This is a genomic window from Methylobacterium sp. 275MFSha3.1 (assembly GCF_900108435.1).
Lineage (GTDB): Bacteria > Pseudomonadota > Alphaproteobacteria > Rhizobiales > Beijerinckiaceae > Methylobacterium.
The window spans coordinates 23599-42471 of the sequence record NZ_FNWP01000015.1 but is presented as its reverse complement, the minus strand read 5'-3'; the positions used below and the strand labels follow the sequence as shown (position 1 = coordinate 42471).

16 protein-coding genes are annotated in these 18873 nt (G+C 70.9%); 11 read left to right on the top strand and 5 right to left on the bottom strand.

Annotation, left to right across the window (positions count from 1 at the left end; translation table 11 throughout):
• Positions 1–24 precede the first annotated feature (24 nt).
• Positions 25–2097 (top strand): penicillin-binding protein 1C, encoded by a 2073-nt coding sequence (gene pbpC / locus BLW78_RS18430; RefSeq protein ID WP_244526981.1) that lies wholly within the window; start codon positions 25–27, stop codon positions 2095–2097.
• A gap of 22 nt (positions 2098–2119) precedes the next feature.
• Here the strand turns inward: pbpC and BLW78_RS18425 are convergent, their stop codons facing one another.
• The 4 genes from BLW78_RS18425 to BLW78_RS18410 form a co-directional block, all read right to left on the bottom strand.
• Complete coding sequence (locus BLW78_RS18425; protein WP_091681258.1) at positions 2120–2563, bottom strand: hypothetical protein; 444 nt, start codon at positions 2561–2563, stop codon at positions 2120–2122.
• Complete coding sequence (locus tag BLW78_RS18420) at positions 2560–3393, bottom strand: nucleotide-binding protein (protein WP_091681256.1); 834 nt, start codon at positions 3391–3393, stop codon at positions 2560–2562. Before BLW78_RS18420 ends, BLW78_RS18425 begins: the two co-directional genes overlap by 4 nt.
• A gap of 616 nt (positions 3394–4009) precedes the next feature.
• On the bottom strand, positions 4010–4723 hold the full coding sequence (locus BLW78_RS18415) for a MarC family protein (RefSeq protein ID WP_091681254.1): 714 nt from the start codon (positions 4721–4723) through the stop codon (positions 4010–4012).
• A gap of 5 nt (positions 4724–4728) precedes the next feature.
• Positions 4729–5463 carry a class I SAM-dependent methyltransferase gene (locus BLW78_RS18410; RefSeq protein ID WP_042671901.1) on the bottom strand — a complete coding sequence of 245 codons (735 nt, stop codon included), beginning with the start codon at positions 5461–5463 and terminating at the stop codon, positions 4729–4731.
• A gap of 160 nt (positions 5464–5623) precedes the next feature.
• Between BLW78_RS18410 and gloB the strand changes: the two genes are divergently transcribed.
• The 10 genes from gloB to lpdA all read left to right on the top strand — a co-directional run bounded on the left by gloB (position 5624) and on the right by lpdA (position 17961).
• Entirely contained in the window at positions 5624–6400 is a 777-nt protein-coding gene (gene gloB / locus BLW78_RS18405) for a hydroxyacylglutathione hydrolase (protein WP_091681252.1), read from the top strand.
• 348 nt (positions 6401–6748) lie between these two features.
• Positions 6749–7324, top strand: a complete 576-nt coding sequence (locus tag BLW78_RS18400) for a TetR family transcriptional regulator (RefSeq protein WP_012317921.1) — start codon at positions 6749–6751, stop codon at positions 7322–7324.
• A 401-nt stretch (positions 7325–7725) separates the two neighbouring features.
• Positions 7726–8688 (top strand): malate dehydrogenase, encoded by a 963-nt coding sequence (gene mdh / locus BLW78_RS18395; protein WP_042671902.1) that lies wholly within the window; start codon positions 7726–7728, stop codon positions 8686–8688.
• Between the two features lie 112 nt (positions 8689–8800).
• Complete coding sequence (gene sucC, locus BLW78_RS18390; RefSeq protein ID WP_020093726.1) at positions 8801–9997, top strand: ADP-forming succinate--CoA ligase subunit beta; 1197 nt, start codon at positions 8801–8803, stop codon at positions 9995–9997.
• 2 nt (positions 9998–9999) lie between these two features.
• The gene (gene sucD / locus BLW78_RS18385; RefSeq protein ID WP_010685286.1) at positions 10000–10884 is read left to right on the top strand and encodes a succinate--CoA ligase subunit alpha; all 885 of its coding nucleotides are present in this window, start codon (positions 10000–10002) and stop codon (positions 10882–10884) included.
• 173 nt (positions 10885–11057) lie between these two features.
• Complete coding sequence (locus BLW78_RS18380) at positions 11058–14048, top strand: 2-oxoglutarate dehydrogenase E1 component (RefSeq protein ID WP_091681250.1); 2991 nt, start codon at positions 11058–11060, stop codon at positions 14046–14048.
• Between the two features lie 10 nt (positions 14049–14058).
• Entirely contained in the window at positions 14059–14358 is a 300-nt protein-coding gene (locus BLW78_RS18375) for a YciI family protein (RefSeq protein WP_042671905.1), read from the top strand.
• Positions 14359–14407: 49 nt separating this feature from the next.
• The gene (odhB, locus tag BLW78_RS18370; protein ID WP_091681248.1) at positions 14408–15727 is read left to right on the top strand and encodes a 2-oxoglutarate dehydrogenase complex dihydrolipoyllysine-residue succinyltransferase; all 1320 of its coding nucleotides are present in this window, start codon (positions 14408–14410) and stop codon (positions 15725–15727) included.
• A 7-nt stretch (positions 15728–15734) separates the two neighbouring features.
• Positions 15735–16490, top strand: a complete 756-nt coding sequence (locus BLW78_RS18365) for an SDR family oxidoreductase (RefSeq protein ID WP_020093730.1) — start codon at positions 15735–15737, stop codon at positions 16488–16490.
• A gap of 67 nt (positions 16491–16557) precedes the next feature.
• Positions 16558–17961: a dihydrolipoyl dehydrogenase gene (gene lpdA / locus BLW78_RS18360; protein WP_091681247.1), complete on the top strand. Its 1404-nt coding sequence runs from the start codon at positions 16558–16560 to the stop codon at positions 17959–17961.
• A 157-nt stretch (positions 17962–18118) separates the two neighbouring features.
• Here lpdA and BLW78_RS18355 read toward each other — a convergent pair whose 3' ends face one another.
• On the bottom strand, positions 18119–18868 hold the full coding sequence (locus tag BLW78_RS18355) for a response regulator (protein WP_020093732.1): 750 nt from the start codon (positions 18866–18868) through the stop codon (positions 18119–18121).
• Between the last annotated feature and the right edge of the window lie 5 nt (positions 18869–18873).

Sequence of the window (18873 nt, the reverse complement as noted above, 5' to 3'; positions counted from 1 at the left end):
CCTCCCCGGAAGCGGGCGAGGGGCCTGCGCGCGGCGCTCGGGGCGACGGCGCTCGGTCTCGGCCTCCTGGGGGCCGGCACCGCCGCGCTCTGGCGCTACGCCGACGCGCTGCCGCCCCTCGACCTGGCCGCGGCCGAATCACGCTCGACGGTGGTGCTGGATCGGTCCGGCACGCTGCTGCGCCCCTTCGCGACCACGGACGGGCGCTGGCGCCTGCCGGTCACCGCGGAGGCGGTCGATCCGCGCTACCGGGCGATGCTGCTCGCCTACGAGGATCGCCGCTTCGCCGCGCATCCCGGCATCGACCCGGCCGCGGTGCTGCGCGCCGCCGGCCAGTGGCTGACGCGCGGCCGCATCGTGTCCGGCGCCTCCACCCTGTCGATGCAGGTGGCGCGCCTCGTCGAGCCGCGGCGCGAGCGGTCGCTCGAGGCCAAGCTCCGCCAGATGGTGCGGGCGGTCGCGCTGGAGCGGCGCCTCGGCAAGGCCGGGCTGCTCGACCTCTACCTGGCGCTGGCCCCCTACGGCGGCCCGCTGGAGGGCGTGCGCGCGGCGAGCGTCGCGTATTTCGGGCGCGAGCCGGTCCGGCTGACCGCCGCGCAGGCGGCCCTGCTCGTCGCCCTGCCGCAATCGCCCGAGACCCGCCGTCCGGACAGGTTCCCCGAGCGCGCCCGCGCCGCCCGCGACCGGGTCCTGGCGGTGGCCGTCGCGCGGGGCATCCTCACGGCGGCGGAGGCCGAGGCCGCCCGGGCCGAGCCGGTGCCGACGGCGCGCAAGCCGTTCCCGATGCTCGCGGCGCACGCCGCCGAGGAGGCGGTGGCGGCCGATCCCGGTGCCGCCACGATCCGCCTCGCGATCGACGGGCGCCTGCAGGAGCGGCTGGAAACCCTGGCGGCCGAGCGCGCCGCCGCCGCCGGCCCGGACCTCTCGGCCGCGATCCTCGTCCTCGACAACCGCGACGGCCGGGTGCTCGCCCAGGTCGGCAGCGCCGGCTACCTGGACCCCGCCCGGCGCGGCGCCATCGACATGACCCTGGCGGTGCGCTCGCCCGGCTCCGCGCTGAAGCCCTTCGTCTACGCCATGGCCTTCGCGGACGGTCTCGCGCATCCCGAGACCCTGCTGGAGGATCGCCCGGCGCGCTTCTCGGCGAGCTACGCGCCGGAGAATTTCGACCTGACCTTCCAGGGCACGGTCACGGCCCGGCGGGCCCTGCAGTTCTCGCTGAACGTGCCGGCGGTCGAGCTGATGGACGCGGTCGGTCCCGCCCGCTTCATCGCCCGGCTGCGCGCCGCCGGGGCCGGGATCCAGCTCCCGCGGGAGGCGGCCCCGGGGCTGCCGGTCGCGCTGGGCGGCCTCGGCATCACGGTCACCGACCTCGCTCGGCTCTACGCGGGGCTCGCCCGCGGCGGCGCGGTTCCGGACCTGCTGCGCCGCGCCGACGGGGTCGCGGCCGAATCCCGGCACCGCGTCGCCGAGCCCGTGGCGGCCTGGTACATCGCCGACATCCTGCGCGGGACACCGCCGCCGGAGAACGCCCTTCCGAACCGCATCGCCTACAAGACCGGCACCTCCTACGGGTACCGCGACGCCTGGGCCGCCGGCTTCGACCGCCACGCGACGATCGTCGTCTGGGCCGGGCGCCCGGACGGTGCCGCGGTGCCGGGGCTGGTGGGCCGCACCGTCGCGGCGCCGATCCTGTTCGACGCCTTCGCGCGCCTCGGGATCGAGACCGAGCCGGTGCCCCAGCCGCGGGACGCGCTGGTGGTCGGGACGGCGGGCCTGCCGCCGCCGCTGCGGCACCTGCGGCGCGAGGCGGCCGAGGCGGCGGGACCGTCGCTGCGGATCGCCTATCCGCCGGACGGGGCGCGGATCGATCTCGGCCTCGCGGCGGACCGGCACGGCGCCGCGGCGGGCGGCCCGGGTCTCGCCCTCAAGGCCCTGGGCGGCGTGCCGCCGCTCACTTGGCTGGTCGACGGTCAGCCGGTCGTGCAGACGCCGCGGCGGAAGGCCGAGTGGGCCCCGGGGGGCGCCGGCTTCGCGCGGATCTCGGTCCTGGACACGACCGGCGCCACCGACAGCGTGTCCGTCCGCCTCGAGTGAGCCGACGGCGGGTTCCCTCGGCTCAGCGGCCGATCCCGAGGCCGCGCTGGGCGCCGGCCGGGCCGCGCGCCTCGCAGGATTCCAGCGCCGCGGCGAGGCGCGCCGCGCTGGCCGCGGACCCGTAAGACAGGTTGAGGACAGTGGAGAGGATCCCGACGCTCACGAGCACGCCGAGGGCGGCCGCGCCGAGCAGAACGGCGGTGATCAGCCTGTTGCGCCGCAGGTCCGCCGTCAGCGACCCGATGAGGTCCCGGTTGTGTTCGGCGAGACCGTTCCGCGCCGCCACCAGCTCGTTGTACATGTTCGTGATGGCGTTGGTGGACATGTACACCAGCAGCAGGTGGACGACGAAGTCGTCGTCCGTCGTGGTGTTGAGGGCGGCCGCGATCCGCACGGCGAGCTGACGCTCCCAGGGCTGGAGATCGCGGCCGTGGACCGACCGGTAGAACCGCTCGAGGTTGGTCACGGCCGGAGGGCATCCCGCCACGCCGTGTGAAAGTTGCGCCGCAGGCGGCGGCCCTCGACCCGCAGGCGCATCGGCGCGCTGTTCGCCAAGGCCTGCCAGGTCGTGTTCTGCACCCGCAGGGCCTCGATCAGCCGCTCGCCGATCCGCTCGATCTCGATGACGCGAAAGTTCGACTGCTTCCGCAGGGATCGCACGAGATCGGACGATTCGAGATAGTCGAAATTGGTCGCCTGGAGGGTGTTCTTCGCCAGGATCGCCCGGTCGCACTCGATCAGCATGGGCCGGAGCTCGCGCAGGACCTCCAGGGCTGTGGGATCCACCGCGCCGGCCGCGACGACCACGGCGAGGCGGACATTCGCCTCCCGGCAGCTCTCCACGATGATCTCGGTGCACCGACGGGTCGTCTCGGTGTCGCCGGCCGGGAAGTCGACCACGACGAGGCGCTCGGCCGCCTCGGTCACGCGCTCGATCAGGTCCTGGCACAGGGTCGGGTCGACGCGGCCCGTGCTGTCCTCGGCGCGCAGCCGCTGCCGGATGGCGGTGATACCGGGACGGCGCGGGACGAAGTTGTCGCTGCCGGGCGTGGTCTCCTGCATGAGCGCCGTGTGGAAGTGCCGGTTGGCCGGGTCGGTGTCGATTGCCAGCACCGGACCGACCTCCGCGCAGAGATCGGCCACTTGGAGGGCGATGGTCGTCTTGCCGACGCCGCCCTTGCCGCCGAGGCAGAGCACGAGAACCTTCGCGGCGGCGCCCAGGAGATCGCGCTGGATGTCCTGGATCTCGTCCGGGCTGTACCAGGCCGGAACCTTGCTCTGCGTCGTGTCGGTCATGCGGTGTCTCCTTGCTGATACGCGCGGGGTGGCCGCCGGACGCGCGCTCCGCGCGCGGCACCGGGCTGCGGGATCTCGGGGGTTCACGGGCTCGGGCCGGGCCGCACGGCCCGCGTGGGCGGGACGCGGCGCGCGCCGGCTCGACGGCGCGCCCGGGATGCCGGTCGCATCACGCGCGGGATCCGGTCGTGCACGGGTCGGCAGAGGCGCGGCCGCCTCGTGCTCGTGGCCCGGATGTGGACGGCCGACGCTCGGGTTCCGCGATGACGTCCGTCGCCACGATCTGCACTCCGTTGCTGGATCCGCTTCGCCGACGGCTCCGGCCGCAAGTCTTCCTCGCCGCGGCCGAGGGCCATGCATGATCATGCTCGGACCTAGTGAGGACGCAAGCCTCGAAAAATCGGATCTCTCATCGACGAATGCTCTAGAATTAGATCGTTAATGAAGATTTATATTTATAAAATATGCAATGATGAGCGAAGTACGACTATTATATCTGGATGAACACACAACATCCCGGACATCGTCCGCAATTCGATCGATTCGGCCGGCCGGAATCCGCGCGGGTCATCTGGGCCGCGGGCCTTGCCCTGCCCTGTCGGCGGTGACCCGGTCGTCACCGCGCCGCGGCGAGGGACGCGAACACGTCGATGAGGCCGTTCACCAGGATCTGGGTCCCGACGCACAGGAGCAGGAAGGCGAAGAGGCGGCCCATCACCCGGGCGCGGGCCGGGCCGATGAAGGCGACGACCCGGTCGGCGGAGGCGTAGAGAACCGCGACCGTGGCGGCGACCGCGAGGGCCGCCAGCGTGACGCCGATGTAGAAGCCGAAGCGCTCCGCGTAGGCCTCCGGCCGGTTGGCCCCCAGGGTGATGGCGACCGCGATCGTCCCCGGCCCGGTGGTGAACGGGAGCGTCAGGGGGAAGAAGGCGATGTCGGCGAGGGGGCCGGGGGCCGGGTCGCCCGGCGGCTCCGCGGGGGCCGGGCCGCGACCCGCCGACCCGGAGGCCTCGGCCTGCTTGCGCGCCTCCCGGGCCTCGGGCCGGTTCAGCTGGGTCCAGGCCGACGACATGACCACGAGGCCGCCGGCGATGCGCAGCGCACCCAGGGTGACGCCGAAGAAGTTCAGGATCGGCGTGCCCGCCCAGAGGGCGCCGAGCATCACCAGGGCGGCGTAGACGCCGATCCGGCGCGACAGCAGCACGCGCTCGGCGTGGCTGAAGGCGCCCGCCACCTGCGCGAAGATGAAGGCGCCCCCGACCGGGTTCACGATCGAGAACAGCGCCGACAGGGCGAGCAGGAACTGCTGGGTGGTGAAGTCGAGGCTCATCGGGGTCAACCCGGGGAGGGGGCCGGCACCAGCACCCGGGCCGGCGCGAGGCGGCGGGCGCGACGCACCTGCTGGACGGCCACCGGCCGGTAGAGCTGCTTCGTCGCGTCGACCACGTGCAGGCCCGCGAAGGGCAGGGACAGGCCGGTGCCGAGCCACTCCCAGGCGGGCCCGGTGCGCAGCATCAGGCGCGAGCGGGCCGGCGGCATGTACAGGGTCTCGGCCCAGCTCACCGGTGAGAACAGCGTGTCGCGCATGAGCCGACCGAGCTGCGAGCGGCTGTAGGGCTGGCCGTGGCCGAAGGGCGTCGCCTCCCGGCGGGCCCAGACGCCCCGGCGGTTGGGCACGACGAGGATCATGCGGCCGCCCGGCGTCAGGGTGCGCCAGACCTCCTGCAGCAGCTCCGTCGGGCTCTCCACCGATTCGAGGGCGTGGACCAGGATGACCCGGTCGATAGCGGCCTCCGGCAGCGGCATCATGGTGGGATCGGCGAGCGCCGCGCAGGAGCGCCCGGTGCCCGGCCAGTTCACCACGCCCTGCGAGGCCGGCATGAAGGCGAGGGTGCGCTCGGCGATGCAGTGGACCGGCCCGAGATACGGCGTCGCATAGCCGATCCCGAGGACGCGCAGCCCCGAGACCGAGCCGAGGAAGTCGTGGAGCGCGCGGCCGACCACGCGGTGCGTCGTGCGGCCCAGAGGGCTGGCGTAGAAGGCCCGCAAGCCGTTGACGTCGAGGCGCATGGAGGGACAGGAGATCGCGGACGGAACGGTCGTCGTACTCAATGGTGAGCCGCGCGCCGCGCGGCAAGCGCCGGAGGAACCTCGCCGGACCATCACCTGTTCACGGCAACAGATTTCGCGCCGCTTCGCGCCCGTTCGCGTTCTTGGGAGACCCCGTCCGATGGCCGCCGAGACCGAGATTCGCACCTTCCTCTGCCGCAGCGACAACATCGGCGTGCTGATCCGCGATCCGCAGACCGGCGCCTGCGCGGCGATCGACGTGCCGGAGGCCGGACCGGTCCTCCGGGCCCTCGACGAGACCGGCTGGCGGCTGACCGACATCCTCGTGACCCACCGGCACGCCGACCATGTCGAGGGCATCCCGGAGGTGAAGCGGGCGACCGGCGCCCGGGTGGTCGCCCCCGCCAGGGCCGGCGACGCGGTCCCACAGGTGGACGTGACCGTGCGGGAGGGCGACACGGTCACGGTCGGCAGCCTAGAGGCGCAGGTCTGGGAGACGCCGGGCCACTGCGCCGACCACGTGACCTACTGGTTCGCGAAAGCCGGCCTCGTCTGCGCCGGCGACACCCTGTTCACCCTCGGCTGCGGGCGCGTGATGGAGAGCCCGCCCGAGACCCTCTACCGCTCCCTGCGGCGCTTCGACGACCTGCCCGACGCCACGCAGGTCTTCAGCGGCCACGACTACGTACTCTCCAACGCGCGCTTCGCCCTGGCGGCCGATCCGGACAACCCGGAGCTGAGGAAGCGCCTCGCCGAGGCCGAGCGCGCCCAGGCGGAGGGGCGGTTCCTCATCCCTTCGACCATGGGTGCGGAGCGGGCGACCAACCCGTTCCTGCGCAGCGGGCAGCCGGCCCTGGCGCGATCCGTCGACCTTCCGCCGGAAAGCGATCCCGAAGCGGTGTTCGTCGCCTTGCGGGCGTGGAAGAACCGCTTCTGACGCAGGTGATAACGAGAAAAATTTGTTGCCTTCTCAAGGCAAACTGACACATAGGGGTGTTTAAGCGGTCCTAATCCGCTCAGGTAACCGGGCTCCCGGGGGGAAGCCGTAACGTCAACGCGAAGCGCCGGGACGCTTCAGCCGGTATGATGGGGGTCCGTCTCGCCCTACCACCTGTCCACTTCCCGCCTTCCGCTTCCTTTCCTCAAGCCAGAGTCCGACGGGTCCAAGGAGGAGGCGCTCAGCGCCAAGGCCAAGATCACCGTCGCCGACGCCGAATCCGGCACACTCCGCGAGAGCGGTGAGGCGGCCAGTCCCGCCCGCCCGCGGGCGCCGGTCGCGGCCGACGTGCGGCTCCTCGGGATCGCCACCGAGCACCTCTCGCGGCTCGGGCCCAAGCGCGTGACGGTCGTGGCCGTCGCCGCCGAGGCCGGCATGACGCACGCGAACGTGTACCGCTACTTCCCGTCGAAGGACGCGCTCCTCGACGCGGTGGCGGGCCGCTGGCTGCGCGAGGTCGAAGCCCGGCTAGCCGGCATCGCCGACGCGCCCGATCCCGCCGATGACAAGATCGAGCGGCTCCTGACCGCCCTCGCGACGGTCCAGCGGGACGCCCTGTTCGACGAGCCGAACCTGTTCGCGGTCCATCTCGACGCCACCGTCTCGGCACGGCCGATTGCCCGGCGGCACCGCGTGCGGCTGCGCAGCCTCGTCGAGCGCGTGGTCGAGGAGGGCATCACCTCCGGGATCTTCTCGGCCCGGGACCGGGAACGGGCGATCGCCTACATCTTCGACGCGAGCTACCGCTTCACGCATCCGCTGGCGATCCAGCACGATGCCGAGGTGCCGCGCGACCTGATCGAGGCCCGGTTCGGGGCCGTCATCCACGCGATCCAGCGGGTCCTGCGCTCCGGCATCCTCTGATCCGGCGCGCACCCACAGGCTCTCTCGAAGGCCCGGACAGACTGTCCGGGCCTTCGTCGTTCGTGCGCCCTCCCGCGCCGCACGCCGCCCGCCGCGACCCGAAATGACAGGATTCCAGATCTGTCATCGCGGCTTCGCGACCGTCCCGCGCCAGGGTGCACTGCACCTAAAACACTCGCGACGTTGACGTTTCGGAGGCACCGTCGGGACGCTCGAGGGCGATCCGACGGCCTGGACGCGCCGCCCGCGCGGCCCTCATCGGGTTGAAGCCACGGTGCTTTTCGGCCACACAGCCGCGCAGATTTCAGAGTGGCGAATCCGGCCTCGGACCCTGACGGACGAGGAGCTCCGGCCTCGCGCAACGCATCACCGAAGTCGAACGCAGCGGAGACACATCCGACATGGCTCGCAACAAGATCGCGCTCATCGGCGCCGGCCAGATCGGCGGCACCCTGGCCCTTCTGGCCGGCCTCAAGGATCTCGGGGACGTGGTGCTGTTCGACATCGTCGACGGCGTGCCGCAGGGCAAGGCGCTGGACATCGCCGAGGCCGCCCCGGTCGAGGGCTTCGACGCGACCTACGCGGGTGCCAGCGACTACGCCGCCATCAAGGGCGCCGACGTGGTGATCGTGACCGCCGGCGTGCCGCGCAAGCCCGGCATGAGCCGCGACGACCTGATCGGCATCAACCTCAAGGTCATGCAGGCCGTCGGCGAGGGCATCAAGACCCACGCGCCGGACGCCTTCGTGATCTGCATCACCAACCCGCTCGACGCCATGGTGTGGGCGCTGCAGAAGTTCTCGGGCGTCCCGACCAACAAGATCGTCGGCATGGCCGGCGTGCTGGATTCGGCGCGCTTCCGCCACTTCCTCGCCGAGGAGTTCAAGGTGTCGGTGGAGGACGTCACGGCCTTCGTGCTCGGCGGCCACGGCGACGACATGGTGCCGCTGACCCGCTACTCGACGGTGGCGGGCGTGCCGCTGACCGACCTCGTCAAGCTCGGCTGGACCACCCAGGAGAAGCTCGACGCCATGGTCGACCGCACCCGCAAGGGCGGCGGCGAGATCGTCAACCTGCTCAAGACCGGCTCGGCCTTCTACGCGCCCGCCGCCTCCGCCATCGCCATGGCCGAGAGCTACCTGCGCGACAAGAAGCGGGTCCTGCCCTGCGCCGCCTACCTCGACGGCCAGTACGGCGTGAAGGGCATGTTCATCGGCGTGCCGATCGTGATCGGTGCTAACGGCGTGGAGCGCGTGCTCGAGGTGACCTTCGACGCGGCCGAGAAGACCATGTTCGACAAGTCGGTCGCCTCGGTGACGGGACTCATCGAGGCCTGCAAGGGCGTCGACAGCAGCCTCGCCTGACCGGTAAGCGGATACCGGGCAGCGCGTAGCGGTCGGAGATTCGCATCTCGATCACTCGATTTCTCTACGCGCCGCCCGCTGCCACCTATTCGCTCCTCCTTACGAGGCTCCGATGAATATCCACGAATATCAGGCCAAGGCCGTGCTGAAGGAGTTCGGCCTGCCCGTCTCCCGCGGCGTGGCCATCTTCAACCCGTCGGAGGCCGAGGCCGCCGCCAAGGAGCTCGGCGGCCCCGTCTGGGTCGTCAAGAGCCAGATCCACGCGGGCGGCCGCGGCAAGGGCACCTTCAAGGGCGCGCCCGAGGGCGCCAAAGGCGGCGTGCGCGTCACCAAGTCGATCGACGAGGTCAAGCAGTTCGCCGGCGAGATGCTCGGCCAGACGCTGGTGACCATCCAGACCGGCCCGGCCGGCAAGCAGGTCAACCGCCTCTACATCGAGGAGGGCGCCCAGATCGCCGAGGAGTTCTACCTCTCGATGCTGGTCGACCGCGCCACGGGCGGCGTCGCCTTCGTGGTCTCCACCGAGGGTGGCATGGACATCGAGGCGGTCGCCCACGACACGCCCGAGAAGATCCACACGATCGCGGTCGACCCGGCCACCGGCGTGATGCCCCACCACGGCCGCGCCGTCGCCAAGGCGCTGGGCCTGTCCGGCGCCCAGGCCAAGGAAGCGGCCGCGCTGACCGAGAAGCTCTACGCGGCCTTCGTGGCCAAGGACATGAGCCTTCTGGAGATCAATCCGCTGGTGCTGACCGCCGATGGGCACCTCAAGTGCCTCGACGCCAAGATGGCCTTCGATTCGAACGCCCTCTACCGGCACGCGGACATCATGGCGCTCCGCGACGAGACCGAGGAGGACGCCAAGGAGATCGAGGCGTCCAAGTACGACCTCGCCTACATCGCGCTCGACGGCACGATCGGCTGCATGGTCAACGGCGCCGGCCTCGCCATGGCGACGCTCGACATCATCAAGCTCTACGGCGAGGAGCCGGCGAACTTCCTCGATGTCGGCGGCGGCGCCTCGGAGGAGAAGGTCACGGCGGCGTTCAAGATCATCACCGCCGACCCGAACGTGAAGGGGATCCTCGTCAACATCTTCGGCGGGATCATGAAGTGCGACGTGATCGCCAACGGCGTGATCGCGGCCGTGAAGGCGGTGGGCCTGCAGGTGCCGCTGGTGGTGCGCCTCGAGGGCACCAACGTCGAGCAGGGCAAGGCCATCATCCGCAATTCCGGCCTCAACGTCATCCCGGCGGACGACCTCGACGACGCCGCCCAGAAGATCGTCGCCGCCGTGAAGGGAGCCTGATCATGTCGGTGATGATCGACGCCAACACCAAGGTCATCTGCCAGGGCTTCACCGGCAAGAACGGGACCTTCCACTCCGAGCAGGCCATCGCCTACGGCACCAAGATGGTCGGCGGCACGAGCCCCGGTAAGGGCGGCTCCAGCCATCTCGGCCTGCCGGTCTTCGACACGGTCGCGGAGGCGCGCGAGGCCACCGGCGCCGAGGCCTCGGTGGTCTACGTGCCGCCGCCGGGCGCCGCCGACGCGATCTGCGAGGCGATCAGCGCCGAGGTGCCGCTGATCGTCTGCATCACGGAGGGCATCCCGGTGCTCGACATGGTGCGGGTGAAGCGGGCGCTGACGGGCTCGAAGTCGCGCCTCGTCGGGCCGAACTGCCCGGGCATCGTCACGGCGGGCGAATCGAAGATCGGCATCATGCCGGCCAACATCTTCCGGCCGGGCTCGGTCGGCATCGTGTCCCGCTCGGGCACGCTGACCTACGAGGCGGTGTTCCAGACCTCCAATGCCGGCCTCGGCCAGACCACGGCGGTGGGCATCGGCGGCGACCCGGTGAAGGGCACCGAGTTCATCGACGTGCTGGAGCTGTTCCTCGCCGACCCGAAGACCGAGTCGATCGTGATGATCGGCGAGATCGGCGGCTCGGCCGAGGAGGAGGCGGCGCAGTTCCTCAAGGACGAGGCCAAGCGCGGGCGCAAGAAGCCGATGGTCGGCTTCATCGCCGGCCGCACGGCGCCTCCGGGCCGCCGCATGGGCCATGCCGGCGCGATCATCTCGGGGGGCAAGGGCGGCGCCGAGGACAAGATCGCCGCCATGGAGGCCGCGGGCATCCGCGTGTCGCCGTCGCCGGCCCGGCTGGGCTCGACGCTCGTCGAAGTGCTGAAGGGCTAAAGGCCCGCGCGCCTGCGTCGCGGCCATCGCAGGGCCGCGACGCCCATATCGGGCGTGCAGACGATCTCAGCGGGGCGGTCACCCGCCCCGTTTCGGTTCGAGGGCGCTCCGCCGCGCTGACGGGGAGCCCGGAGGGCAGGGGAGCCTGCCCGCGCGATCAGGATGGACGCACCATGGCACGCCAGGACGTGAACGAAGCGCTCCTCGAAACCTCGTTCCTGTACGGCGCCAACGCCGCCTACATCGAGGAATTGCAGGCGGCCTACGCCCGCAACCCGTCCTCGGTGGATCCGGAGTGGCAGACCTTCTTCAAGGGGCTCGGCGAGGACGAGACCCTGGTCGAGAAGAACGCCGCCGGCGCCTCCTGGGAGAAGCCGCACTGGCCGGTGCCGCTCAACGGCGAGCTGGTCTCGGCGCTCGACGGCAACTGGGGCGCCCTGGAGAAGGCGATCGGCGACAAGATCGTCGCGCGGGAAGCCAAGGAGCCCAAGCCCGGCAAGCCGCAGGACAGCGTCACCGCCACCACCGGCGTGTCGGTGGAGCAGGCGACCAAGGATTCGGTGCGGGCGATCATGCTGATCCGCTCCTACCGGATGCGCGGCCACCTGCACGCCAAGCTGGACCCGCTGGGGCTCGCGCCGCGGGGCGATCACGAGGAGCTGCACCCGCAGCATTACGGCTTCACCGAGGAGGCCGACTGGGACCGTCCGATCTTCCTCGACAACGTCCTCGGCCTGCAGTTCGGCACGATCCGCGAGATCGTCGGCATCCTGGAGCGGACCTACTGCCAGACCCTCGGCGTCGAGTTCATGCACATCTCGGATCCCGCCGAGAAGGCGTGGATCCAGGAGCGCATCGAGGGCAAGGACAAGGAGATCTCCTTCACCCCCGAGGGGCGCCGCGCGATCCTCAACAAGCTGATCGAGGCCGAGGGCTTCGAGAAGTTCCTCGACCTCAAGTACACCGGCACCAAGCGCTTCGGCCTCGACGGCAGCGAGGCGATGATCCCGGCGCTGGAGCAGATCATCAAGCGCGGCGGCGCGCTCGGCGTGCGCGAGATCGTGCTCGGCATGGCCCATCGCGGCCGGCTCAACGTGCTCACCAACGTGATGGCCAAGCCCTTCCGGGCGGTGTTCCACGAGTTCAAGGGCGGCTCGGCCTCCCCGGCCGAGGTCGAGGGCTCGGGCGACGTGAAGTACCACCTGGGCGCGTCCTCGGACCGCGCCTTCGACGGCAACAACGTCCACCTGTCGCTCACCGCCAACCCGTCCCACCTCGAGATCGTCGACCCGGTGGTGCTCGGCAAGGTCCGCGCCAAGCAGGACCAGTGGGCCAAGCCCAACATCGAGCGCCGCACGGTGCTGCCGCTCCTGATCCACGGCGACGCCGCCTTCGCGGGCCAGGGCGTGGTGGCGGAGTGCTTCGGCCTGTCGGGCCTGAAGGGCCACCGCACCGGCGGCTCGGTGCACTTCATCATCAACAACCAGATCGGCTTCACGACCGATCCGCGCTTCTCGCGCTCCTCACCCTACCCGTCCGACGTCGCCAAGATGGTCGAGGCGCCGATCTTCCACTGCAACGGCGACGATCCGGAAGCCGTCACCTTCGCCGCCAAGGTCGCGGTGGAGTACCGGCAGAAGTTCGGCAAGCCGGTCGTGATCGACATGCTGTGCTACCGCCGCTTCGGCCACAACGAGGGCGACGAGCCGGCCTTCACCCAGCCGAAGATGTACCAGCGGATCCGCAAGCATCCGTCGGTGCTGGAGAGCTACGGCCGCAAGCTCGTCGAGAACGGCTCGGTGACCCAGGAGGCGCTCGACGCCCGCAAGGCCGAGTTCCGCGGGATGCTCGACAGCGAGCTCGACGTCGCCAACAACTACAAGGCCAACAAGGCCGACTGGCTCGACGGCCGCTGGTCCGGCGTGAAGGCCGTGCACGAGGACGTGGACGACCCGCGCCGCGGCCGCACCGCCGTGCCGGCCGGGACCCTGCAGGAGATCGGGCGCAGGATCACGCAGGCGCCGCCCGGCTTCCACCTGCACCGCACGATCCAGCGCTTCATGGACAACCGCGCCAAGGCGGTGGAGACGGGGGTCGGCATCGACTGGGCGTCCGCCGAGGCCCTGGCCTTCGGGGCGACGCTCCTCGACGGCAACCGGGTCCGCCTGTCGGGTCAGGACGTGGAGCGCGGCACGTTCTCGCAGCGCCACGCGGTGGTGATCGACCAGGAGAACGAGCAGCGCTTCACGCCGCTCAACGCCATCCGCGAGGGGCAGGCCGCGATCGAGATCATCAACTCGATGCTCTCCGAGGAAGCGGTGCTCGGCTTCGAGTACGGCTACTCGCTCGCCGAGCCGAACGCCCTGGTCCTCTGGGAGGCCCAGTTCGGCGACTTCGCCAACGGCGCCCAGGTGGTGATCGACCAGTTCATCGCGTCCGGCGAGCGCAAGTGGCTGCGCATGTCGGGCCTCGTGCTGCTGCTGCCGCACGGCTACGAGGGCCAGGGGCCCGAGCACTCCTCGGCCCGCCTGGAGCGCTACCTCCAGGCCTGCGCCGAGGACAACATGCAGGTCGCCAACGTCACGACGCCGGCGAACTACTTCCACATCCTGCGTCGGCAGTTGAAGCGCGACTTCCGCAAGCCGCTGGTCCTGATGACGCCGAAGTCGCTGCTGCGCCACAAGCGCGCCGTGTCGAACCTCGACGCGCTCGCCGAGGGCTCGACCTTCCACCGCGTCCTCTGGGACGACGCCGAGGAGGAGGGGGCGCAGAACAAGCTCGTGCGCGACGATAAGATCCGCCGCGTCGTGCTGTGCTCCGGCAAGGTCTACTACGACCTGCTGGAGGAGCGGGAGAAGCGCGGCCTCAACGACATCTACCTGATGCGCGTCGAGCAGCTCTACCCGTTCCCCCTGAAGGCGCTGGCCAACGAGATGGCCCGGTTCCGCAACGCCGACGTGATCTGGTGCCAGGAGGAGCCCAAGAACATGGGCGCCTGGTCCTTCGTCGAGCCCTACCTCGAGTGGGTGCTCGGCCAGGCCGGCTCCGCGGTGAAGCGCGCCCGCTACGTCGGCCGTCCGGCCTCCGCCTCCACGGCGGTCGGCCAGATGTCGAAGCACCAGGCGCAGCTCCAGGCCTTCCTCAACGAGGCCCTGGCGGTCTGATCGTCCGGCCATGGCCTACTTCCTGCTCCGCCTGGAACCACCCCGCCCGAGCTTCCCGTTCGACGCGACGGAGGCCGAGAAGGCGCTGTTCTCGGCGCATTCCGGCTACTGGATGGAGCAGGCGGCCGCCGGCACCGCCATCGCGGTCGGACCCGTCTTCGAGTCCGGCGGCACCTGGGGCCTCGCCCTGGTCGAGGCCGACGACGCGGCCCGGGCCGAGGCGCTCGGCGAAGCAGATCCCGTCCTGATGGCGCAGGCAGGCTTCCGGTACACCGTCTCGCCCGTTCCATCCCTGATCCTTCGGCGCTGACGTCGCGGCCCGACATCCAGAGGAGGCCCCCCGCGGGGCAGAAGAGAGCATGGCAACCGACATCCTCGTCCCGACCCTCGGCGAATCCGTGAGCGAGGCCACGATCGGCCGCTGGTTCAAGAAGCCCGGCGACACGGTCGCGGCCGACGAGCCGATCGTCGAGCTCGAGACCGACAAGGTCACCCTGGAGGTGAACGCCCCGGCGGCCGGCGAGCTCGGCGAGATCCTGGTCAAGGACGGCGAGACCGTGGAGCCCGGTGCCCTGCTCGGCTCGATCGTCGAGGCCGGAGCCGGCGGCGGCACGGCCAAGAAGGCCGCCCCGAAGGAGACCGCCGAGACCAAGGCCGAGAGCCGGAGCGAGGCCCCGAAGGCCGCCGCGCCCGCGAAGGCCGAGGCCCCGGCCCAGGAATCGTCCGCCGGCTACGGCAACCACGGCGATGCCGCCGCCCCCGCGGCCCAGCAGCGCCCGGTCGGAGACAACGGCCCGGCGGTGGCCAAGCTCGCCCGGGAATCGGGTGTCGACCCGTCGTCGGTGAGCGGGTCCGGCAAGGACGGCCGCGTCACGAAGGGCGACATGCTCGGCGCCATCGCCAAGGGGTCGGCCCCGTCGGCGCCCGCCAAGGAGGCCCGTCCGACCCTGCCGCGCGCCCCCTCGGCGCCGGACGACGCCGCGCGCGAGGAGCGCGTGCGCATGACGAAGCTGCGCCAGACCATCGCGCGCCGCCTGAAGGACGCGCAGGACACCGCGGCGATGCTGACGACGTTCAACGACGTCGACATGTCGGCCGTGATGGCGATGCGCAGCCAGTACAAGGACATCTTCGAGAAGAAGCACGGCACGAAGCTCGGCTTCATGGGCTTCTTCACCAAGGCGGTGATCGGCGCCCTCAAGGACGTGCCGGCGGTCAACGCCGAGATCGACGGGCAGGACCTCGTCTACAAGAACTACTACCACATCGGCATCGCGGTCGGCACCGATAAGGGCCTCGTCGTGCCGGTGGTGCGCGACGCCGACGACCTGTCGATCGCCGGCATCGAGAAGAAGATCGCCGGCTTCGGCAAGAAGGCCCGCGACGGCAAGCTCTCCATCGAGGAGATGCAGGGCGGCACCTTCACGATCACCAACGGCGGCATCTACGGCTCGCTGATGTCGACGCCGATCCTCAACGCGCCGCAATCCGGCATCCTCGGCATGCACCGCATCGAGGAGCGCCCGGTGGTCCGCGCCGGCAAGATCGAGGCGCGGCCGATGATGTACCTCGCCCTGTCGTACGACCATCGCATCGTCGACGGTAAGGAGGCCGTGACCTTCCTGGTGCGGGTCAAGGAGGCGCTGGAGGATCCGGCGCGCCTCGTGCTGGACCTCTGAGGCAGCCATGTCGAGCGCTGAGAACAGGGTCGCGATCGTCACGGGTGGTAGCCGCGGCATCGGCCGCGCGGTGGCGCTCCTCCTGGCGGAGCGCGGCTACGCCGTCTGCCTGAGCTACGTGTCGGACGCCGCCGCCGCGCAGGGCGTGGTGGACGCGATCGCGGCCAAGGGCGGACGGGCGCTCGCCGTGAAGGGCGACGTCGGCAACGAGGCCGACGTCATCGCCCTGTTCAAGGCGGCCGACGGCCTCGGCCGCCTCGCGGCGCTCGTCAACAATGCCGGCGTGGTCGACGTGAAGTCTGACGTCGCCGACATGAGCGTCGCCCGCTTGCAGCGCATGATGACCACCAACGTGGTCGGCAGCTTCCTGTGCGCGCGGGAGGCGGTGCGGCGCATGTCGATCAAGCGCGGCGGGGCAGGGGGCGCGATCGTCAACCTGTCCTCGGTGGCGGCGCGCCTCGGCGGCCCCGGCCAGTTCGTGGACTACGCGGCCTCCAAGGGCGCCATCGACTCGCTGACGATCGGGCTTTCCCGCGAGGTCGCCGCCGACGGCATCCGCGTCAACGCGGTGGCGCCCGGCATCATCGCCACCGAGATCCACGCCAGCGGCGGCGAGCCGGACCGGGTCGAGCGTCTCGGCCCCGGCGTCCCGATGAAGCGGGCCGGCACCGCCGAGGAGGTGGCCGCACCGATCGTGTGGCTCCTCTCGGACGAGGCCTCCTACACCACGGGCGCCATCCTCGACATCGGCGGCGGCCGCTGAGGCCAAGCCCCACCTGACATTCCCTGCCCGTCTCGCACGCGGCACGACCGAGCGGAAGCGAAGCCTCATGTCCTACGATCTCGTCGTCATCGGCACCGGCCCCGGCGGCTACGTCTGCGCGATCCGCGCGGCGCAGCTCGGCCTGCGGACCGCGGTGGTCGAGAAGCGCGCGACGCACGGCGGCACCTGCCTCAATGTCGGCTGCATCCCGTCCAAGGCCCTGCTGCACGCGTCCGAGGCCTTCGAGGAGGCCAACACGCACTTCGCCGATCTCGGCATCGACGTCGGCACGCCGAAGCTCGACCTCAAGAAGATGATGGCCTTCAAGGCCGAGGGCGTCGCCGGCAACACCAAGGGCGTCGAGTTCCTGCTCAAGAAGAACAAGGTCGACACCTTCCACGGCACCGGCCGGATCGCCGGCGCCGGCCGCGTCGAGGTCATCGCCGAGGACGGCGGCAACCAGATGCTCGAGACGAAGAGCATCGTCATCGCGACCGGCTCGGACGTGGCGCGCCTGCCCGGCGTCACCATCGACGAGAAGGTCGTGGTCTCCTCCACCGGCGCCCTGGAACTCGACCGGGTGCCGAAGAAGCTCCTCGTCATCGGCGCCGGCGTGATCGGGCTGGAGCTGGGTTCCGTCTGGCGCCGGCTCGGTTCCGAGGTGACCGTGGTCGAGTATCTCGACCGGGTGCTGCCGGGCATGGACGGCGAGGTCGGCAAGCAGTTCCAGCGGATCCTGACGAAGCAGGGCATCGCCTTCAGGCTGTCCACCAAGGTGACGGGCGTCGAGGTCGGCAAGAAGGGCGGCGCGACGGTCACGGTCGAGCCGGCCGCGGGCGGCGCGGCGGAGACGCTGCAGGCCGACGTGGTCCTCGTCTGCATCGGCCGGACGCCCTACACGGAGGGCCTCGGCCTCGACACGGTCGGTGTCCAGCGGGACGACAAGGGCCGGATCCTCACCGATTCCCACTACGCCACCAACGTCACCGGCATCTACGCCATCGGCGACGTGATTGCCGGCCCGATGCTCGCCCACAAGGCCGAGGACGAGGGCGTGGCGATCGCCGAGATGCTGGCCGGCCAGTCCGGCCACGTGAATTACGGCGTGATCCCGAACGTGGTCTACACGTTCCCGGAGGTCGCCTCGGTCGGCAAGACCGAGGAGGAGTTGAAGAAGGACGGCGTGGCCTACAACGCCGGCAAATTCCCCTTCACGGCCAATGGCCGGGCCAAGGCGAACGGCACCACCGACGGGTTCGTGAAGGTGCTGGCCGACGCCCAGACCGACCGGGTACTCGGCGTGCACATCGTGGGCGCGGATGCCGGCAACCTGATCGCCGAGGTGGCGGTCGCGATGGAGTTCGGCGCCTCGTCGGAGGACATCGCCCGCACTTGCCACGCGCACCCGACGCTGACCGAGGCCGTCAAGGAAGCCGCGCTGGCGGTCAACAAGCGCGCCATCCACGTCTGACGGGCTAAGGCCCACGGCTGCGCAGATTGCTACCTCGGCGGGCTCGACCGCCTGCGCGAAGGCCCCCTCTCCCGTGCGGGAAAGGGGCCTTCGCGTTCCGTCACACACCGCGCGCCTCGAACCTGACTGGCCCGCAGAGCGACGGCCCGGCGCGGGGTCAGGCGATCTTGCGCCTGGAATTCGGCAGGTCGGCGATCCGCAGCAGCGCGCTCGGCGCGGGCGGGGCCGTCAGGGCGTTCAGCAGATACGGCCGACGCAGGCCCAGCGCGTTGTGCAGGGCGAGGTCGATGTCGCGGGCGTAGAACGGCATCCGCAGCACGGCGTCGACGCCGAAGTAGCGGCCGGCCTGAGCGACGGGCTCCAGCTCGGACGTGGTCAGCAGGGTGATCCGGGTCGGGAGGCCGAGGGGCTGGATCTGACAGGCCAGTTCGAGCCCGTCGATGCCGCCGAGCTTCACGTCGATGAAGGCGAAGTCGTAGGCGGCGAGCTTCAGCTGCTTGAGGGCGTGGCGGCCGTCATCCGTCTCGTCGAGCTCGATCGCGAACCCGCTGCGCGCCACGACGCGGCTGATGGCCGACCGCCCGGCCGGAGTCGAGCAGGCGAGCAGGGCCCGGGTCGGTGCGCGACGGCGGGCATCCGCGTGGAGCAGCGGCTCGATATGGCTCGGGTCGAGGGGCGTCTTCAGGACTTCGTAGGCGCCGAGGCTCGTGGCGATCTCCTGCCAGTGCGGCAGCACGCGGGTCGCCACCAGCACCAGGCAGGGGGGCTCCGCACCCGCCCGGCGCGCGACGGCGACGGCTTCGGGGCCGCTGAGATCGTCGAGCTGCATTCCCACGAAGGCCAGGGTGGGACGGTGGCGGAGGAGGATGTCGCAGAGCGCCTGACCCGAGGTCGCCTCATCGATCACCGCGC